This is a genomic window from Lysobacter niastensis, assembly GCF_015453285.1.
In the GTDB taxonomy this organism is placed as follows: domain Bacteria; phylum Pseudomonadota; class Gammaproteobacteria; order Xanthomonadales; family Xanthomonadaceae; genus Lysobacter_J; species Lysobacter_J niastensis.
In genome coordinates this window covers 398,610-418,399 of the sequence record NZ_JADLZT010000001.1, presented here as the reverse complement: position 1 = coordinate 418,399, position 19,790 = coordinate 398,610, and the positions used below count along the sequence as shown (strand labels likewise).

16 protein-coding genes and 2 tRNA genes are annotated in these 19,790 nt (G+C 64.9%); 3 read left to right on the top strand and 15 right to left on the bottom strand.

Features of this window, described 5'->3' with window-relative positions:
- Nucleotides 1-5 precede the first annotated feature (5 nt).
- The 5 genes from rpmI to uvrB form a co-directional block, all read right to left on the bottom strand.
- Entirely contained in the window at nt 6-203 is a 198-nt protein-coding gene (gene rpmI, locus IU514_RS01895; RefSeq protein WP_027083463.1) for a 50S ribosomal protein L35, read from the bottom strand.
- 360 nt (nt 204-563) lie between these two features.
- Nucleotides 564-1,085 carry a translation initiation factor IF-3 gene (gene infC / locus IU514_RS01890; protein ID WP_324187768.1) on the bottom strand — a complete coding sequence of 174 codons (522 nt, stop codon included), beginning with the start codon at nt 1,083-1,085 and terminating at the stop codon, nt 564-566.
- Between the two features lie 66 nt (nt 1,086-1,151).
- Complete coding sequence (gene thrS / locus IU514_RS01885) at nt 1,152-3,053, bottom strand: threonine--tRNA ligase (RefSeq protein ID WP_194929359.1); 1,902 nt, start codon at nt 3,051-3,053, stop codon at nt 1,152-1,154.
- Between the two features lie 345 nt (nt 3,054-3,398).
- Nucleotides 3,399-3,473, bottom strand: a tRNA-Val gene (locus IU514_RS01880).
- A gap of 109 nt (nt 3,474-3,582) precedes the next feature.
- A complete protein-coding gene (gene uvrB, locus IU514_RS01875) occupies nt 3,583-5,619 on the bottom strand; it encodes an excinuclease ABC subunit UvrB (protein ID WP_194929358.1) in 2,037 nt (678 codons plus the stop codon).
- Between the two features lie 146 nt (nt 5,620-5,765).
- On the opposite strand from uvrB, the gene IU514_RS01870 reads away from it, so the two are divergent.
- Entirely contained in the window at nt 5,766-6,308 is a 543-nt protein-coding gene (locus tag IU514_RS01870; protein ID WP_194929541.1) for a GspH/FimT family pseudopilin, read from the top strand.
- 80 nt (nt 6,309-6,388) lie between these two features.
- Here IU514_RS01870 and IU514_RS01865 read toward each other — a convergent pair.
- The 5 genes from IU514_RS01865 to IU514_RS01845 form a co-directional block, all read right to left on the bottom strand.
- Nucleotides 6,389-6,465, bottom strand: a tRNA-Asn gene (locus tag IU514_RS01865).
- Nucleotides 6,466-6,542: 77 nt separating this feature from the next.
- Nucleotides 6,543-8,891, bottom strand: coding sequence for a type IV pilus modification protein PilV (gene pilV, locus IU514_RS01860; protein WP_194929357.1), 2,349 nt, complete (start codon nt 8,889-8,891; stop codon nt 6,543-6,545).
- 10 nt (nt 8,892-8,901) lie between these two features.
- Entirely contained in the window at nt 8,902-10,524 is a 1,623-nt protein-coding gene (locus IU514_RS01855; protein ID WP_194929356.1) for a pilus assembly PilX family protein, read from the bottom strand.
- 14 nt (nt 10,525-10,538) lie between these two features.
- Nucleotides 10,539-11,327: a PilW family protein gene (locus IU514_RS01850; RefSeq protein WP_194929355.1), complete on the bottom strand. Its 789-nt coding sequence runs from the start codon at nt 11,325-11,327 to the stop codon at nt 10,539-10,541.
- On the bottom strand, nt 11,327-11,914 hold the full coding sequence (locus tag IU514_RS01845) for a GspH/FimT family pseudopilin (RefSeq protein ID WP_194929354.1): 588 nt from the start codon (nt 11,912-11,914) through the stop codon (nt 11,327-11,329). Before IU514_RS01845 ends, IU514_RS01850 begins: the two co-directional genes overlap by 1 nt.
- Before the next feature lie 169 nt (nt 11,915-12,083).
- Between IU514_RS01845 and IU514_RS01840 the strand changes: the two genes are divergently transcribed.
- Nucleotides 12,084-12,506 carry a type IV pilin protein gene (locus tag IU514_RS01840; protein ID WP_194929353.1) on the top strand — a complete coding sequence of 141 codons (423 nt, stop codon included), beginning with the start codon at nt 12,084-12,086 and terminating at the stop codon, nt 12,504-12,506.
- A 9-nt stretch (nt 12,507-12,515) separates the two neighbouring features.
- Here the strand turns inward: IU514_RS01840 and ppnN are convergent, their stop codons facing one another.
- From ppnN to grxD, 5 genes are all read right to left on the bottom strand, one after another.
- On the bottom strand, nt 12,516-13,889 hold the full coding sequence (gene ppnN / locus IU514_RS01835; RefSeq protein WP_194929352.1) for a nucleotide 5'-monophosphate nucleosidase PpnN: 1,374 nt from the start codon (nt 13,887-13,889) through the stop codon (nt 12,516-12,518).
- Between the two features lie 118 nt (nt 13,890-14,007).
- Entirely contained in the window at nt 14,008-17,187 is a 3,180-nt protein-coding gene (locus IU514_RS01830) for a TonB-dependent receptor (protein ID WP_194929351.1), read from the bottom strand.
- 201 nt (nt 17,188-17,388) lie between these two features.
- Entirely contained in the window at nt 17,389-17,985 is a 597-nt protein-coding gene (locus tag IU514_RS01825; RefSeq protein WP_194929350.1) for a YhgN family NAAT transporter, read from the bottom strand.
- Nucleotides 17,982-18,725: an SDR family NAD(P)-dependent oxidoreductase gene (locus tag IU514_RS01820; protein WP_324187760.1), complete on the bottom strand. Its 744-nt coding sequence runs from the start codon at nt 18,723-18,725 to the stop codon at nt 17,982-17,984. Before IU514_RS01820 ends, IU514_RS01825 begins: the two co-directional genes overlap by 4 nt.
- Nucleotides 18,722-19,042, bottom strand: coding sequence for a Grx4 family monothiol glutaredoxin (gene grxD / locus IU514_RS01815; RefSeq protein WP_194929349.1), 321 nt, complete (start codon nt 19,040-19,042; stop codon nt 18,722-18,724). The genes IU514_RS01820 and grxD overlap by 4 nt, the downstream gene beginning before the upstream one ends.
- 169 nt (nt 19,043-19,211) lie before the next feature.
- Here grxD and IU514_RS01810 point away from each other — a divergent pair, with 169 nt between their 5' ends.
- The gene (locus tag IU514_RS01810) at nt 19,212-19,790 is read left to right on the top strand and encodes a superoxide dismutase (RefSeq protein WP_194929348.1); all 579 of its coding nucleotides are present in this window, start codon (nt 19,212-19,214) and stop codon (nt 19,788-19,790) included.

Here is a 19,790-nt window from a genome sequence, read left to right as displayed (position 1 = left end):
TCTCCTCACAAATACGGAAGCATGCGGTCCAGACGGCCCGCGTCCTCGGCACGAACGTGGTTCGTCTGCCGCAGGTTGCGCTTCCGCTTGGTCGCCTTCTTGGTGAGGATGTGGCTCTTGTTGGCGTGGCCGCACTTGTACTTGCCGGAAGCGGTCTTCCGGAAGCGCTTGGCCGCCGCCCGATTGGTCTTGATCTTGGGCATTGCGATGTCCTTTCGGAGTTAGGTCACTGGCCTGGGCGGTGGCATGGCCACTCTTTCCGTCCTGCCCTTGCCGGCTTGTAAGTCGTTGATTCTAAATAAATCTGCGACAGGTCCGTGGTACAGCAAACAACAACCCGGCGAACCGGGCCGCACATTATGCGGGCTCGGCGCCTGGCTTGCAATCTTTCCTTTGAAAATCAGGGCTTTGGTCCCGAGCCTGCCCCTGCCCCCGCTCAGGGCGAGGGACTGGGTGAGGCTGACGCTGCCACCCCGAAAAGAAAAGAAGCGCCTTGCGGCGCTTCCCTCTCCCTCCCCCTCTACCGCAGGCGGGAGGGTGTCAGCGGCCACTGGCCGCTGACCTCACTTCTTCTTGGGCGCGATCATCATGACCATCTGCCGGCCTTCCAGGCGCGGGCGCGACTCGATCACGATGTCATCACCCAGGTCCGCCTCGATCCGGGCGGCCATTTCGCGTCCCAGTTCCTGATGGCTCATTTCGCGGCCACGGAAGCGGATGTTGACCTTGACCTTGTCGCCCTCTTCCAGGAAGCGGCGCATGTTGCGCAGCTTGATCTGGTAATCGCCTTCGTCGGTGACCGGGCGGAACTTGAGTTCCTTGATCTCGACCTGCTTCGTCTTCTTCTTGGCCTCGTTGGCCTTTTTCTGCTGCTCGAAGCGGAACTTGCCGAAATCCATGATCTTGCAGACCGGCGGATCGGCGTTGGGCTGAATTTCGACCAGATCCAGGTCTTCTTCCTCGGCCATGCGAAGCGCTTCGTCGCGCGTGAGCACGCCGATCATCTCGCCATCACTGCCGATCACGCGCACGCGGGGTACGCGGATCTCCTGGTTCTTTCGATTCGGCTTTTCGGGGGTACTGATGTTGCAATCTCCGGTATGGATCGTGCCAGCCGCGGGGTGCGGCCGGGACTGGGCAAGCTGCGGACGTTACTGTACGCCCTCACTGCGCAAACGCGAGGCGAAATCGGCGACGGACATCGTCCCCAGGTCCTCCCCTCCCCGCGTGCGCACGGCGACGTGGCCATTTTCCTTCTCGCGGTCTCCGACCACCAGCAGGTATGGCACGCGCTGCAGCGTGTGCTCGCGAATCTTATAGCCGATCTTCTCGTTCCGCAAATCGGCGTCGACCCGGAACCCTTGATTTGCAAGGGATTTCCGGACCTCGGCCACGTAGTCGGCCTGGGCGTCGGTGATGTTCATGACCACGGCCTGGACCGGGGCCAGCCAGGCCGGGAACTGGCCGGCGTGGTGCTCGATCAGGATGCCGATGAAACGCTCCATCGAGCCGACGATGGCCCGGTGCAGCATCACCGGCTGGCGGCGCTGACTGTGCTCGTCGACGTACTCGGCCCCCAGGCGGCCCGGCATCATGAAGTCGACCTGCATCGTGCCCAACTGCCAGGTGCGGCCGATGGCGTCCGACAGGTGGTACTCGATCTTCGGGCCATAGAAGGCGCCCTCGCCCGGCAGTTCCTGCCATTCCACGCCGGCCGCGCGCAGCGCCGAGCGCAGGGCGTTCTCGGCCTTGTCCCACGTTTCGTCGTCGCCCAGGCGAGAGTCGGGACGCAGCGCGATCTTGATCTGGATGTCACTGAAACCGAAGTCGCCGTAGACCTTCAGCGCCTGCTCGTGGAAGGCGCGGACTTCGGACTCGATCTGGTCTTCGGTGCAGAAGATGTGGCCGTCGTCCTGGGTGAAGCCACGCACGCGCAGGATGCCGTGCAACGCGCCGGACGGCTCGTTGCGATGGCAGGCGCCGAACTCGCCGTAACGAATCGGCAGGTCGCGGTAGCTGTGCAGCCCCTGGTTGAACACCTGCACATGGCCCGGGCAGTTCATCGGCTTGAGCGCATACGTGCGCTTCTCCGACTCGGTGAAGAACATGTTGTCCTTGTAGTTGTCCCAGTGGCCGGACTTCTGCCACAGCGAGACGTCCAGGATCTGCGGGCAGCGCACCTCGCCGTAACCGGTGTCGCGGTAAACCTTGCGCATGTACTGCTCGACGACCTGCCAGATCGACCAGCCCTTGGGATGCCAGAAGATCAGGCCGGGGCCTTCTTCCTGCAGGTGGAACAGGTCCTGCTGCTTGGCGATCTTGCGATGGTCGCGCTTCTCGGCCTCTTCCAGCTGCGTCAGGTACGCCTTGAGGTCCTTGTCGTTGAGCCAGGCCGTGCCGTAGATGCGGCTGAGCATCTGGTTGTTGGAGTCGCCGCGCCAGTAGGCACCGGCGACCTTCATCAGCTTGAAGGCGCGCAGCTTGTCCGTGCCTGGCACATGCGGGCCGCGGCAAAGGTCGGTGAACTCGCCCTGCGAGTACAGGCTCAGATCTTCGTTGGCCGGAATCGACTCGATGATCTCGGCCTTGTACTCCTCGCCCAAGCCACGGAAAAACGCGACCGCGTCGTCACGCGACTTCACGCTGCGCGAGACCAGCAGCGACTCCTTGACGATCTTCTGCATCTCCGCCTCGATCGCCGGCAGGTCCTCCGGCGTGAACGGACGCTCGTATGCGAAGTCGTAGTAGAAGCCGTTGTCGATCACCGGACCGATGGTGACCTGCGCGCCCGGGAACAGGCGCTGCACGGCCTGCGCGAGCAGGTGCGCGGTGGAATGGCGCAGCACATCGAGTGCATCGGGATGCTTGTCGGTGACGATCTCGAGCGAGGCGTCATTGGCGATGCGGTAGCTGGTGTCGACCAGCTTGCCGTCGACCTTGCCGGCCAGTGCGGCCTTGGCGAGGCCGGCGCCGATCGAGGCGGCGATCTCGGCGACGGAAACGGGTTGTTCGAACTCGCGGCGGCTGCCGTCGGGGAGCGTAATGGCGATCATTGTCGGTAGCGATGGGCTGGCGCGCCGGCGGCGCGGCTTGGCATGGAGATGCAGGGGCAGAAACGAAAAACGGCGCCGCGGCGCCGTCATTGGAGGGCGTCGTCGGCGCTCAGCGATGGGGGGTGGTAGTGCTCATGTCGCACGCTCGACCGGCGGATGTCCGCGGGTCACCTCTCGTCCTGTCTCGGCCAGTGGCCGGGGATACATGCAGATAGTTGTGGCTGCCCCGGGACAAGTCAACGCCCGGATGTTTCCGCGCGGATCACAAGTGGAAACCGCGCCCACCGCCATACGCATCCGCCAAAAGCAGAACGGCCGGGCAATGCCCGGCCGTTCGCAACATATTGGTGGGCGGTACAGGGTTCGAACCTGTGACCCCTACCATGTCAAGGTAGTGCTCTACCGCTGAGCTAACCGCCCTTTCGTCGCCAAACTGCTCGACGAGGGGCGCGCAGTGTAGCCCGTCGGCTCGCCATCAGCAACAGCCCTGTCGACAAATTTTCCGGCATGGCTCCCGATTCAGGCGGCATCAGGCCGCAAAGCCTGCGTCCTTCAGCCGTCGCAACTCGTCGCGTACCGCCGCAGCCTCCTCGAACTCCAGATCGCGCGCGTGCTGGTACATCTGCTGCTCCAGCGCCTTGATTCGCGCGGCGAACTGACTGGGACTGAGCTTGGCGTAATCTGCCAGGTTTTCCGCAACCCGCTTGCCCTTTCCCCGCCCCTTCACCGAGGCTTCGCCTGGCTCGGCGCGCGCGCCCTCCATGATGTCCACGATCGGCTTGGCGACGGAACGCGGCGTGATGCCATGCTCCGCATTGTGTTCGACCTGACGCTGGCGGCGACGGTCGGTTTCGTCGATCGCCTTCTGCATCGAGTTGGTGATCCGGTCGGCATACAGGATCGCCTTGCCGCGCACGTTTCGGGCGGCGCGACCGATGGTCTGGATCAGCGATCCGGCCGAGCGCAGGAACCCCTCCTTGTCGGCATCAAGGATGGCCACCAGCGACACCTCGGGCATGTCGAGGCCTTCGCGCAGCAGGTTGATGCCGACCAGCACATCGAACTTGCCCAATCGCAAGTCGCGGATGATCTCGACGCGCTCGACGGTGTCCACGTCCGAATGCAGGTAGCGCACGCGCACACCATGCTCGCCGAGGTACTCGGTGAGGTTCTCGGCCATGCGCTTGGTCAGCGTCGTGATCAGGACGCGGTCGCCCATGGCGACGCGCTCATGGATCTCGCCCAGCACGTCGTCGACCTGCGTCGCGACCGGGCGGATCTCCACCTGCGGGTCGAGCAGGCCGGTCGGGCGCACCACCAGCTCCACGATCTGGTCTTCCGACTTGCGCAGCTCGTACGGGCCCGGCGTCGCCGAAACATAGATCGCGCGGGGCGAGCGGCCTTCCCACTCCTCGAACCGCAGCGGCCGGTTGTCCAGGGCGGATGGCATCCGGAAGCCGAACTCGACCAGCGTTTCCTTGCGCGAACGGTCGCCTTTGTACATGGCGCCGATCTGCGGCACGGTCACGTGCGATTCGTCGACCACCAGCAGCGCGTCCGGCGGCAGGTAGTCGAACAGGCACGGCGGCGGCTCGCCCGGCATGTGGCCGGTCAGGTGCCGCGAGTAGTTCTCGATGCCGTTGCAGTAGCCGACTTCCGCCAGCATCTCCAGGTCGTACTGGGTACGCTGCGCCAGGCGCTGCGCCTCGACCAGTTTGTTCTGCGCGTACAACTGCTCCAGGCGCTCACGCAGTTCGGCCTTGATGGTCTCAATCGCGTCAAGCACGGTGCGTCGCGTCGTGACGTAGTGCGAACCGGGATAGACCGTGTAGCGCGGCACCTTGCGCAGCGTTTCACCAGTCAGCGGATCGAAGAGCGTCAACTGCTCGATCTCGCCATCGAACAGCTCGACGCGCACGGCCTCGGCGTCGCTTTCGGCCGGATGGATATCGATCACCTCACCGCGCACGCGATACGTGGCGCGGCGCAGTTCGGTGTCGTTGCGCGTGTACTGCATTTCGGTCAGGCGGCGTATCAGCTCGCGCTGGTCGATGCGCTCGCCCCGCACCAGGTGCAGCACCATGCGGAAGTATTCGTTCGGGTCGCCCAGGCCATAAATGGCCGACACGGTACAGACGATCAACGCATCACGCCGTTCGAGCAGAGCCTTGGTCGCCGACAGGCGCATCTGCTCGATGTGTTCGTTCACCGAGCTGTCCTTCTCGATGTACGTATCGCTCGAAGGGACGTAGGCCTCCGGCTGGTAGTAGTCGTAGTAACTGACGAAGTACTCGACCGCGTTGTTCGGAAAGAACGACTTGAACTCGCCGTACAGCTGCGCGGCCAGGGTCTTGTTGGGCGCCATCACCAGCGTCGGCTTCTGCACCGCCTGCACGACATTGGCGACGGTGTACGTCTTGCCGGATCCGGTCACGCCGAGCACGGTCTGGGCCGCGATGCCGCTCTCGAACCCCTCCACCAGCCTGGCGATCGCCTGCGGCTGGTCTCCGGCCGGCTGGTACGGCGCAACGAGCTGGAATCCTGCAGGTTGAAGGATGTCGTTCATCGGCGTCAGTGCGGGGCAATCCGACAGTGTAGTCCGCGTTGGAGATGGGGGTTGAAGGGCTGTTTACCTACCCCCGCATGGTGCGCGGACTGAATCTTTCAGCCCGGCTTCAGGCCTAGCTTGCGGTGCAAGACCAGGAGAGAAGCATGAGCCGCACGGACGCCGGATTCACCCTGCTGGAGGTCATCATCGCGCTGACGGTGACCGCGATCCTTCTGGCCCTGGCGGTTCCCGCCTGGTCCAATGCCCGCGCCGCTGCCTACCGGGCGCTGGCCCAGTCCGCGCTGGAGGGCACGCTGCTGGACGCGAACCGGCATGCCACGGTCACCGCGACGGAAGTCGTGATCTGCCCTGTTTCCACCGCGGAGCGCTGCAGCGGGTCCAGCGATTGGAGCCCGGGATGGATGGTCTTCGCCGATCTGGATGGCGACCGCACCCGCGACGCCAATGAAACCGTCGTGCGGCGCGAGGCCGCGCTGGCGGGCGGCATCCGCCTCAAGTCAACTCAAGGGCGTACACGCCTGATCATCCAGCCCAACGGCGGGAATGCCGGCTCCAACGTCACCTTCACCCTGTGCGATGCCCGTGGCGCGGCGAAGGCGAGCACACTGGTCCTGTCCAACAGCGGGCAGATGCGGCACGGCAAGCCGACGGAAGCTGCGGCACAAGCCTGTGCTTACGGCGCCTGACCTCCGGCGCTCGATTCACACCCGGTCATCAGCCACAAAAAAGGCCCGCCTGATGGCGAGCCTTTGATGTTTTTCGAAACTGGCGCCCGAAGTTGGACTCGAACCAACGACCCCCTGATTAACAGTCAAGTGCTCTAACCGGCTGAGCTATTCGGGCGGGGCTGCATATGATGCTAGGCCCGGGGTCTTTGGTCAACCCCGGATTTCGCATTTTCCGCCGCTGGCATCATCCGATCAGGGGAACGAGGGCACTCCGGTTTGGCTCGGGCATGCCACCATCGACGACCAGGTCGGTGCGGCGTTGGAGCCATTGCCCGTGCACTGGTAGCGGCTGTTGGGTGAGTTGGTGTTACCACCCGGATTCGGATAGTTCGACGGGCACATGTAGGTCGGCGCACCGAAGTTGGCGGTGATCGTGTCGTTCGCTGCAACAGTGGACACACTCGCTTCGGTGTACTCGCCGGTCGGGATCACACCGACGGCACCGGGGTTGAGCACGTTCATCGTGCCGAACGTGGTCGATCCGTTCGTCGACGTAAACGAGCTCACGGCGTAGTCCACGCGATAGGGCATCGTCGTGGTGCCGTTGTTCCGGCACGGGTTGGGGATCGTGATCGTGCCACTCTGGTTGTAGTTGCCGACGCGTACCACCAGCGGAGCCGGCAGGGTTTCACCTTGCTGTGTCGTGCAGGGGAAGGACGCGCCACTTGGGTTGCTGCAGGTATCGCTGCGATTGCCGTAGGTGTAGCCGGCCTGAGGCGGATCGCTCATGACCACCGTGTAACCGGCGAAGGCGATATTGAACGCACCACCGGGCTGCCCGCCACCGCTGTTATTGCTGACACGGAACGCCTGCTGGTCACGCCAGAAGCCGGTGATGTCGGGGTTGTAGATCTGCTCGTCCTCGTTCGGACTGATGTCGCCGAAGATCGCAACGCCGGAGTTGGACGAGCCGACGCGTGCGAACACGTCAGTTACCTGGTTGGGCGTTGGATTACTGCCTGGCGTAACCTTGCCACGCACCGGAGTGTCGATCGCGACCGATGTCGAGAAATCGTCATTACTCGCCTTCACCTGTGTGCCGGTGATCGGCGTCCACTCGGCGATCTCGGTCAGGTTGATCGAGGTGAACGGCAACACCCGCAGTACGCAGGAGCGCAGCACCGAGGCCGACACGTTGCCGCAGGCACTCTTCGCGTCGACGACTGCGTCGACAGCCTCGGGCTCCAGGAAGTCGACATACAGGCCGCGGGCATGCAACCACTTGGTGTCGTTGGTGGCCGCGATGCTGATTTCCGCCGGGTCATCGAGCTGGCGCGCCGCCGCGTCCGTGGCCGGTGCGGGCGACTGCCGGTTGTTGTAAACCGTCGAGGCCGTCGACGTGCCCGGATTCTGGGCCACGTAGCGGTGGTCGAGATAATCCAGTACGAAGTTCTGGTAGTTGGTGACCGCCGTCCCGCCCGGAACCGGGCTGCTGGCGTTGTTCGCGGTCGCCAGCAGGTTGGTGTAGTCGTTGGACAGGTCGGCAGCGACGTCGAAGATGCCGTCGACGCGGATCAGGCGGCAGGCTTCCAGGTAGTTCTGCCCGGCCGCCGCAACCTCGAACGCACCGTTGTTGAGGCGGTAGTGCTGGTGCGAGGTCAGGCGCGGCGAGAACTTCGCGCCCTGCACGCCCGATGGGTCATGGTGGCTGCCGCAGCAGGCGTCGCAGTACCGGCTTTGCGTGACGCCGCTGGCCGCGCGCGCCTGACCCGTATAGGTCGCAGCCACGGGGGTGGTGTAGCGCAAGCCATTCCAGTACGTCGGCCGGTAAACAGTGGCGGTGGTCGGCGTGTTGGTGCAGGTGCAACCGACTACGGTCGTCTCGACGCGCGTCTGCGCCTGGGCCGTGCCGCCGCTGAGCGCAGCATAGGTCAACACGTCGTAACGCGTTTCCACCGCATCGTCGCCGGTGCGCGAGACGTTGACCGGCTTGGGGTTCGTCGCCGCGGTGGAGGTACCGTCACCCACCGCGATCGGAATGACGCCATTCTCGGAGCTGGGGTCGTAGATCATCACCTTCGGACCGCGCGACCGGCCACCACGGGTGCGCTGGTTGCGCGCCGAGTCCTGCGGATCGATGCCCGAGATCGCGTCTTCCATGCGGACCCAGCGTTGCTGGTTCGACGGATCAGTCCAGGTGACCTCCATCTGGACCGTCTTGAACTCGCGATTGGGCGAGTAAGCTGCCGGCAGGTTGGCGGTGACGTTCGTGTACTCGGAGAACGTGGTGCTGCCGACGGCTACGGCATAGCGCTTCACGGTCCAACTGCGCCTGTACGACGTGCCGTCGACCGTGGTCGCCGAATCGGAGCCCGAGGTGAGGCCCTGGTACTGGGCCATCGTCATGTACGAACGCATGTCCTCGATCTTGGCCTTGGCCATCGCCAGGCCGACCGATTGCGCCTTGGCCTCGGCCGACGCCTGGAAGATGCGGCTCTGCAATGCCGCCAATGCCAGCAGGCCAAACGAGAGAACGACGACCGCGATCAGCACTTCCAGCAGGCTGAAGCCCTTGGCGCGATGCGAAGAGACGAGTTTCATGTGTGCGTCCTCAGATGCCCGTCTGGCTGTCGAGCCAGCTTCCCGTCACGCGGCCGAACTTCACGCTGTCCGGGATAACGCCGCCTGCATTACCGGAGGCGCTGGTGCTGTCATAGACCAGGTCGATGCTGCCGGTGATGTTGACATCACCCTCCACCACCAGCGAACCGAAGATCTTGACGTTGCCGTTGCCGCGAACTTCGGCGGTGTTGTCGTTGCTGCGCGCGAACAGCATGCCGAAGAAGTCGACATTGCCGTTGATGCGAACCTCGCCGTCCACCACCAGGATGACGGACGCCGTCGCAGAGCCGGTCGAGTTGAGATCACAGTCGCCGGTCACGTAGAAGATGCCGCTCGACGACGTGTTGAGGCTGCTGCAGTTGGGCAGCACAGTGGCGTTGTAGTCGTTGGTCAGCGCGTACGCGGCGCAATTCTCGGTTCCGCTGCTGCCGCAGTTGGTCTGCACCGTGGTACCGCCCTCGGCGACCACATAGTCGACGTCGAAGATGTACTCGAACAGCGAGTCATCCGTCGGATCATTCGGGTCGTCGTACGGGTTGCGCGGGAAGAACGTGATGTCCGGCAGCGTGCCGCAGTTGCCGTCGCGATCCAGGATGTCGAGGTTTTCCTTGCGCGTGCTCTGCGAGTGGCCCGACAGGAAGTCGACGCCGCTGGCGCTGACCGCCGGGCAACCGCATGCATTGTTGGACGTGGCGCAGGTGGTCTTGAGGTTCGTGCGTGGGGTGTTCTGCAGGTACTCGCCGAGATGGCAGGTGCTGACGCTGCCCAGGCCGCCGGAGCCGCAGGCGCTGGCGCCGCTGCTGCCGATGTCGATGTCGTTGGGTGACCAGATCGATGCGGCCACACCATATCCACCGGCGTTCGGCGCCGCCACGACCTGTGCGTTACCCAGGCCCTCGACCAGGCCCGACGCGATCAGCGGGACCGGCGCAGACGGGTTCATCGTCATCGCGGTCGCCCAGGTCTCCTTGACCGTGGCCGCGGCGCTTTCGCCAGCCACCTGGGACGTCGCAACCAGCGTGACGGCGACATTGCCTGCGGCCGTCGGATTGAGCTGGCATTCCGGTACCGTCGGATTGGTCGCATTGGGGCCGACGCGACACAACAGCGCATTCAGCACAGTGGTGCCGCTGAAGCGGCTGGAGCTGTCCGCACCGGTCAGGATGCCGCCGGTGGAGGCCGTGAGGGTGCTGTAGGGGATCCCGTCCACGTCGGTCGTGGTCGGGTCGTTGTCGTAGTAGTACATCCCGGCGCGGCGCGTCGGGTCGCGCTCGGCCAGGCATGGGTGGCCCGCGGCAAGCGTTCCGCTCGGGCAGGCAAGCCAGCGGCGGGTGCCACCGGTGAGCCAGCCGCCCGTCGCGGTCTTCACGACCACCGCCCGGTTGGCATTGAGGTACTGGCCGCCCAGGCTGACCGCGTACTCGGCCATCTGCTCGGTCGACACGGCACGGTTCTGGTTGGTCGACGTGCGCTGCTCGAAGAACGCAACGTTTGTCGCGAACAACACGATGACCGTGACGATGGCGAGGAGGATCAGCGTGATGGCCAGCGTCGTGACACCGCGCTGCGCGCGGCGGCCGGGACGTGCAGGTGATGGGTTACGCGCGTTCATGCAGGGGGTTCCCGTTACGTCCCGTTCGGAACAGCGATGCAATTGGTGGCGGCGGCCGCGCGCACGCAGTCGGCCCGGACCCGCACGTCGGTGGTGATGGTGCGGATCACGGTAGGCATCGAAATCAGCGAGCCGGACATGGTCACCTGCAGCTTGCGCAACTGCATGGGGAGCACGGCCGGGCCCGAGCCGGTGGCGATCAGTCCCGGCACGCCGCTGGTGGCGGGGCGGTCGTTGACGACCTGGAATGCGGTGATGTCGATCAGGCGCGGATCTGACAGCGGGCACCAGCCAGCGGTGCAGGTCGCCGGAAAGGTCGAGTAGTCGGGCGAGCCACCCGTGCAATCCGGCTGCGTCGTGCCGGAGCTTTCCGCCATTTCCAGCACACCGACGTTGCGACCGTTGACCGACCTCACCGCCCTGCGGATTCCACGCACCTCGCCGTTGGAGAGGTCGAGCGTTCCATCCGTGCCATCTTTCCGGTCATAGGCATAGATGACGCAGGACGCGTTCGTGCTGATGAAGACACGCGAGAACGGCGAAGTCTCGGTGAACGACGGTGGCCGTGCCACGTAGCGCAGGGACTGTTCGTCGAAGCCCGCCCGGCGCAGGTCGTCAGTCGCGGTCTCCAGGCTGGTGCGCAGTTCCTGGGTCAGGCGGGTCGTACGGACGTACTCGGAGCTCGCCCGGATGCTGGACAGCGCGAACGCCAGCACGGCGCCGACCACGATCATGCCGGCGACCAGCGCCACCATCAGTTCCACCAGCGAGAAGCCGGCCTGTTTGCGTACGGCGACCATCATCAGCAGCCTCGATCCTGGTAGTCCGACAACTTCGACGGCGCCGCCGCCGGCTGGCATGCCGTCGCGCGGCCATTGCGGTCGACGACGACATCGACCCGGTAATCCTGCGAACCCGTCGGCGACTGCAGGGAGATGCGGCCGACGTCGCCCGCCTCGGTGAGGTTCGCCCGCTTGGGATCGATCACGATCACGCCGCTGGCATCGGTGTCGTCGTTGCCGATGGTCGGCAGCGACGGGAAGCGCACGCCCTTCCACTGGGCCTGGTCGTCCGGATAGGCACTGACGTCGCAACTGCCGGCAGTGAAGCAATCGCACGAGGCGTCGTCGCCAGGAACGGTGGTCGTCGCGGCGCCGATGCAGAACGCGCCGGAAGGATTGGTCACGAAGCCGATCTTTACGTCCGAATTGCGACGCAGCGCTTCGAAGCGCGCGTCGCCGATGAAGGACACGACCTGGTCGGCCGCACCGCGCAAAGCGGAGCGCTGCCTGAAGTCGTTGAACGTCGGAATCGAAAGTGTGACCAGGATCGCCAGAACGGCCAGCGTGACCATCAATTCGACGAGGGTGAATCCTTTTGTGTTCGCCACGCGCATGATCCGAGCCCCTTTTCCCATGCCATCTAAGCAAGAGGACGGGCACGCGGCAATGTCCTACCGGACGAACGGGCGCACCGGCTGGATAAACGCCCGGCAGCGGCGGAAATGGACCGACCGGCGGGTGTTACGATGCCGCGTCGAGGTTCGGGGAGCCCGGAAAATGAAGCATTCAGGCTTTACGCTGATCGAGCTGGTCGTGGTGATTGCCATCGTCGGAATTCTGGCGGCCATCGCAATTCCGACCTTCTCGGAGCAGGTGAAGAAGAGCCGTCGCACGGAAGCCGTCATGGTTCTGGGCGACCTGCAATTGCGCCAAGAGCGCTGGCGCTCGAACAACACCACCTACGGCACGCTCCTGCAGGTGACGGGCACCACCGGCACGTCGTTCAACGACGCGCAAAGCAACTACACGTTTGCGGTCACGGTCAACACCGCGTCGGCCTACACGATCACGGCGACGCCCAAGGGCTCGCAGACCGGCGACCGGTGCGGCACGTACACCTTGGAACTCGATGTCGTGACGCGGCCCGGCCTGCCGCCGCGGAAGACCGCGAGCGGCAGCGGCAGCGGCAACTGCCTCTGATCCGACCGGTCAGGTGACCACCCTGTAGCAGGGCTTGTACTCGCCAGCGATCTTCATGCGACGCTGATCGACGAAGGCCCGCAACAGGGCATCGAGCGACTGCATCATGTCGGCGTCGCCGTGGATCTCGAACGGTCCGCGCGCTTCGATACGGCGCATGCCGTCTTCCTTCACGTTGCCAGCCACGATGCCTGAGAAGGCACGACGCAGATCGGCCGCGAGTTCGTGCGGCTTGCGCCCGTGGTGCAGGTCCAGCTTCGCCATCGCCTCGTGCGAAGGCACGAAGGGACGCTGGAACTCGAGCGGCACCTTGAGCGACCAGTTGAAGAAGAACGAATCCTGGTGCGCGATGCGGTTCTCGCGCACCTTGCGGATGCCGGTCGACATGCGCTTGGCGACGGTGACCGGATCGCCGATGACGATCTCGTAGCGCGACGTCGCCGCCTCGCCCAGCGTGAGCCGGATGAACTTGTCGATCTGCTCGAAATACGGCGCCGATGCAGACGGGCCGGTGAATACCAGCGGGAACGGCAGGCCCTGGTTCTCCTCGCGCAACAGGATGCCGAGCAGGTAGAGGATTTCCTCCGCAGTACCGACGCCGCCCGGAAACACGATGATGCCGTGGCCCAGCCGGACGAACGCCTCCAGGCGCTTCTCGATGTCCGGCATGATCACCAGGTGGTTGACGATCGGGTTCGGCGATTCGGCCGCGATGATGCCCGGCTCGGTAATGCCGATGTAGCGGCTGCGGCGCTGGCGCTGCTTGGCGTGCGCGATCGTGGCACCCTTCATCGGGCCCTTCATCGCGCCCGGCCCGCAGCCGGTGCAGATATCGAGCCCACGCAGGCCGAGCTCGTAACCGACCTGCTTGGTGTAGACGTACTCGTCGCGCGAGATCGAATGGCCGCCCCAGCAGACCACCAGGTTCGGGTCGGCCGGATGCAGGATGCGGGCGTTGCGCAACAGGCCGAACACCGAATCGGTGATGCCTTCGGTGCTTTCCAGATCGCGGCCGCTGCCGAGTTCGATCGCCGTGTAGGCGAGGTCGCGCACCACCGCGAACAGCAGATCGGCGACACCATGGATGATTTCGCCGTCGACGAAGGCCATCGCAGGAGCGTGCGCCAAGTCGATGCGGACGCCGCGATCCTGCTGGTGCACCTGGATGTCGAAGTCGGGGTAAAGCTCGCGGGCAGCGCGCGGGTCGTCCGAGGCGCTGCCGCTGGTCAGCACCGCAAGCGCGCAGCGGCGCAGCAGGTCGTGCATGCCGGTTGAGGCGTCACGCAGGCGAGCGACCTCGTCGCGTGACAGGACGTCGAGTCCGCCGCGCGGATAGATGCGGGCGTTGACGGTGGGGAGGGTGGTGTCGATCGTGGCGCTCATCTGCTCTCTTGCTTTCGTCTTGTTGTCGGCTGCGACTCTAGCGCAGCCGCCCCCACAAAAGAAAACGGCCAGGTTTCCCCGGCCGTTCTCGTTGTCGCACGTTCGGCTTTCGCCGCGATCAGAACCGGTAGCGGAAGCTGATCTGGCCGGCCCAGCGCGAGATGCCCTTGTCGTCGTAGACCGTCAGGCTGTCCGGCGTGTTGAAGCGGTAGACGTACTTGCCGGTGGTCGGATCGACACCGCCGTACTCGACCACGCCGCGCATCGACGGGAACGACATTTCTTCGACGCGGCCCCAATCGTTGTTGATCAGGTTGCCGACGTTGAGGATGTCGAGCGTCAGCTCGGCCTTGTGGCCTTCCCAGAAGCCCGGCAGTTCCTGCGAGATCTGCAGGTCGAACTGGTTGACCCACGGAGCGGTCGAGTCGTTGCGCACGGCGACCTGACCCTTGTGCGAGTTCAGGTACTCGTCGCCAGCGACGAAGTTCCAGAACGCGGCCTCTTCCGCCGCCGAGCCGAACAGCACGTCGCCCGGGCCGTTCGGGATGTACAGCAGGTCGTTGATGCGGCCGTCGCCGTTGGCGTCGTTGTCGAAGTTGTAGGTGTACGGACGGCCGCTGCGGCCCTCGTACACCAGCGACACCATGGTGTCGTTGTCGCCGAAGAACGCGTGCTTCCACTGCAGCGTCGCCAGGAAGCGGTTCTTGATCTCGTAGGCCGAGGTCGCGCTGACCTCTTCGTTGGCCTGGAAGATCGAAACGTTGCCCAGCTGCGAGCTCGAGGTCGAGCTGGTCAGCGGGCTGACTTCGTTGGCGTTGGTGTAGGTGTACGCCGCGGTCCACGCCCAGTCGCTGTCGTTGAACGGCTTGTTCAACGAGAAGGTCAGCTGCTGGCTTTCACCCTTGGTGGTCTGCTTGGCGATGATGGCGTCGTTGAAACGGAGGTCGCGGGCAGCACGGGCCGTGGTACCGGTGCCGACGCCGGCCTGGTTCCAGGCGGCGCGATTGTAGCCGGCAGCGTTCCAGTACATGAGGCGACCGTCCTGGCCGACGCGGGTCGGCGCGCCCAGGTTCAGCTGCTGGTAGTAGATGCCTTCCTTGACCGAGGTCAGGACCAGCTCGGTCGAGGCGACGATGCCGTAGAACGGCAGCTCGGTATCGAACGCCAGGTTGGTCTTCCACACCGACGGCTGGGTCAGGTCGGGATCGATGAAGTCCACCGACTGCGTGCCCGGCACGCCGCCGGTCTGCGCGATCGCCAGCTGGCCGTTCGGATCCGGCGAGAAGACGGTGGTGCCGTTGGAGTCGAAGAAGTCGGTGTAGGTGACGCCGTTGTTCGCGTACGGGTTGGCCAGCCACACGGTGGCCGCTGCACCCTTGAACAGGCCCAGGCCGCCGCGCACCTGCGACGGACGCTCGGTGTCCATGGTGTAGTTGAAGCCGACGCGCGGCGACCACAGGTCGGCGCCGTCGACGGTGTTGTCGTTACGCACGCCGAACAGCGACGAAGCGGTGGCGTTGAACACCGGCTTGTCGTCGACGATCGAGCGGTCGTAGCGCAGGCCGTAGGTCAGCGTCAGGTTCTGGTTGACCGCCCAGCTGTCCTGCAGGAACAGGCCCAGGTTCTTCTGGGTGAACACCGCGGCCATCGCGTCGAGATCGCCGTTCAGCGGGTAGAACAGCTGGTAGCGGCTGGAACGGTTGGCGGCGTAGTCGGCGATGCTGTTGAAGGTGTAAACACCGTTCACGCGGCGGCCGAACAGGTTGTAGACCTCGTTCGACTCGTAGTCGGCACCGAACTTGACGGTGTGGTCGCCGAGGAACAGGTTGCCGGCGAAGAAGGCGTTCCACGTCTTGGTCCCGAGGACGTTGGCGTGGGTGTTCTCTTCGGTACCGAAGTTCAGCGTGTTGTTGCCGATGCGCACGGCGATGGCCGGCAGATCGGTCAGCGGGTTGCGCTCGGTCAAATAGTCGCGGTACGAGACCTTGGCTTCGGTCGAGAAGACGTCGGTCCAGTCGCTGAACAGCTGCGCGCTGTAGGTCTCCAGTTCGAAGTCGGAAACGTAGTGGTAGGTGTTCAGCGCCAGCGAGCTGTTGCTGAAGCCCTGCAGGAACGGCGTGCTCTGCTCGGTCTTGCCGTAGCGGAAGGTGGCGCGCTGGGCGTCGGTGATGTTCCAGTCGAACTTGATGCCGAACTCTTCGCTCTCGGTGTCAAGCGCCGGCTTGGCCAGCGTGCCCGGATCGAAGCCCTTGCCCTGCGAGATCGCGATCACCTGGTCGATCTGGGCCTGGGTGATGCCGACGATGTTGCTTTCGCCCGAACCCACCGGACCGAAGCCCGAGTTGCCGGTGAAAAGGTCCTTGCCGGTGTAGTTCTCGTAGTTGATGAAGAAGAACAGCTTGTCCTTGACGATCGGGCCGCCGAAGGTCGCGCCGTAGGTTTCCTCGGAGTCGAACAGCACCGGACGGATGTCGTTCTGGTTCTTGCCCGACCAGTCGTTGTCGCGGTAGACGCCGTAGACCGAACCGTGGAACTCGTTGGTGCCCGACTTGGTAACGGCGTTGATCACGCCGCCGACAGCGCCGGAGATGGTGACGTCGTAGTTGGCGACGTCCACGGCGATTTCGTCGATGGTATCGATGGAGAACGGCTGGCGCGGGGTCGGAAGGCCGTTGCCCTGCAGACCGAAGGAGTCGGCGCTGCTGATGCCGTCGACGCGGATCACGTTGTAGCGCGGGTTCTGGCCGCCGACCGAGATCTCGTTACGGGCCTTGTCGCTCTGCACGACGCGCGGGTCGAGGCGGGCGAAGTCCTGGATGTTGCGGTTGATCGTCGGCATCGACTCCAACTGCTCACGGGTCACGGTGGTGCCGGCGCCCATCTTGGTCGCGCTGAACACTTCCGAGCCGCCGTAGGAGATCGCCTGCACCGATTCCAGCGTGGTCACGCTGCCGCCAGCCAGGGTCACGTCGACCTGGTTGACCTTGTCGAGGTTGAGGTAGACGCCGTCCTGGCTGCCGGCGCCAGCGCCGGAGGTGGTGGTGATCGTGTACGGACCACCGACGCGGAGGCCGCGGGCGTTGTAGCGGCCGTCGGCGCCGGTCACGGCGCGGCTGACGGTGCCCGACTCGGTGTGGGTGATGACGACTTCTGCGCCGACCACAGGCTGGCCGTCGGCACCCACGACGCGGCCGGCGATACCGGCGGACGTGGCTTGGGCGAAGACGGGAGCAGCAGCGAGCGCGGCAAGCAGGCCCAGCGTCAGTTTGGACAACCGGACACGGTTAGGGTGGGTCATTACGATGGCCTCGGATGCAAAAAGGGAAAGCGTGGCGGGTGCGTCGGCGCCCGTTGGACGGGCGTCGCTCGTGGGCGGAATCAATACCCCTGACCCGGACGGAAGCACCCCTGCCGGGTTAACAGCAGTTTAACAGGCTAGGAGGGGGTTGTTACAGGGACGTGACGACCGTCAAAAAAAGCCGTTAAGAGCCAGATCCGGTCAAGGCGGCGAGATCTGCAGGTAAGTGCCTAATCCGTCAAGGAACATCTGGACGGAAATGGCCACCAGCAGCATGCCCATCAGACGCTCGATGGCGGTCAGGGCTCGGCTGCCCAGCAGCTTGTAGAGCATGGTGGCCGAGAACAGGATGGCCGCGGTCGCGCCCCAGGCGATCAGCAGGGCCAGGCTCCAGTCGCCCAACCGGGTGGGCTCGTTGCTGCCCATCAGCATCACGGCGGCCATGCCGGAGGGGCCCGCCACCAGCGGAATGGCCATGGGGACGATGAAAGGCTCGCCGTCCGGGATCTCGCCCATCAGGCCTTCCGGCGGCGGGAAGATCATGCGGATGCCGATCAGGAACAGCACGATGCCGCCCGCGATCGACACAGACTCCTGGCGCAGGTGCATCAGCTCCAGCGCGTACTTGCCGCCCCACAGGAACATCATCAGCACCGCCAGCGCGATCAGCAGCTCGCGCGCCAGCACGAACCGCTGCCGCTTCGGCGGCAGGCCGCGAAGCAGGCTGAGGAACACCGGCACGTTGCCGAGCGGGTCCAGGATCAGGAACAGCAGGAGCGCCGCCGAGGCGATCGTCATGACAGGGGGTTCCAGACCTGGCCGCGGTGGACTGCGCCGGCGGGCGACAGCAGCGCGACGCAGGCGTCGGCGTACACCGACGGATCGACCGCGAGGCGATCGTTCTCTTCGACGTAAGCCTTGGCGCGCAGCGGCGTCCGCATCGGCCCCGGCTGGAGTCCGGCGACGCGGATGCGGGAATTGGCCAGTTCTGCATGAAGCATGGCGACCAGCCCAGCCAGTCCCTGCTTGGCCAGTCCGTAACCACCCCAGTACGCCTGCCCTGCCCGCGCCTGTTCGTCGAGCACGAACACCAGCGCTGCGTCATCGGCCTTGCCCAGCAATGGCAAACAGGCCTGCGACAGCCACCAGGGTGCGGTGAGGTTGACGTGGATGGCGCGGGCGAACGCGGCCGGATCGGTCTGCGCAAGCGGCGTCAGCCCGGCGAAATCGGCGGCGCAGTGCAGCACGCCGTCGAGGCGTCCGACCTCGCCTTCCAGTCGCTCTGCCAGTTCGGCGTAATCGTCCGGGGACGCGCCTTCCAGGTCGAGCGGATACAACAGCGGCTCCGGGCCGGCCTGGGCCACGGCGTCGTAGATGCGATTGAGCTTGGGCAGCTTGCGGCCAAGCAGCACCACCGTCGCGCCGGCGCGCGCGCACGCCTGCGCCGAAGCGCTGCCCAGGCCACCGTGCGCGCCGGTGACCAGCACTACGCGCCCATCGAGGACGCGCGCTTCCTCGCCGGTTCCGGTCGCGCTCACTGGCGCTGGGTCTCGCTGATCATGCGAGCCAGCTCACCGGATTCGAACAGCTCAAGCGTGATGTCGCAGCCGCCGATCAGCTCGCCGTGGATGAAGAGCTGCGGAAACGTCGGCCAGTTGGAGAAGCGCGGCAGGTTGGCGCGGATCTCCGGATCCTCGAGCACGTTGACCGTGTGCAACTGCGTCGCGCCAGCCGCCTTGAGCGCCTGCACCGCGCGACTGGAAAAGCCGCACATCGGGAACTGCGCGTTGCCCTTCATGAAAAGCACGATGGGATGGCTTTCGACTTCGGACTGGATCCGTTCCATGACGGACATGGTGAAACTCCTGCGATGGAGCGTTGCACCGCCATTGACGGCACGGCAACGAAACGTGGGGATAGAATGTAATTGTAAGCCTTCCCGAGCCGCGGACGCGTCCCGACCCAGACACGGTCCGGAAGCCGCCCCGGCAACCCCCATCCAGCCAGCCCCTCAGGAGCCCGCAATGGCCATTGAACTGCCCGCCCTGCCGTACGACCGCACCGCGCTCGAGCCGCACATCTCCGGCGAGACCATCGACTTCCACTACGGCAAGCACCACAAGACCTACGTCGACAACCTCAACAAGATGATCGAGGGCACCGAGTTCGCTTCGATGTCGCTGGAGGAGATCGTCCGCAAGTCGCAGGGCGGCATGTTCAACAACGCTGCGCAGATCTGGAACCACACCTTCTACTGGAACTGCCTGTCGCCCAAGGGCGGCGGCGAGCCGACCGGCAAGGTCGCCGATGCCATCAACAAGGCCTTCGGCAGCTTCGAGAAGTTCAAGGAAGAGTTCACCAAGGTGTCCGTTGGCACCTTCGGTTCGGGCTGGGGCTGGCTGGTGCAGCGCCCGGACGGTTCGCTGGCGTTGGTGAGCACCTCCAACGCCGCCACCCCGCTGACCGGCGAGGACATCGCGCTGCTGACCTGCGACGTGTGGGAGCACGCCTACTACATCGACTACCGCAACGCCCGTCCGAAGTACCTCGAAGCGTTCTGGAACCTGGTCAACTGGGACTTCGTCGCTTCCAACATGAAGTAA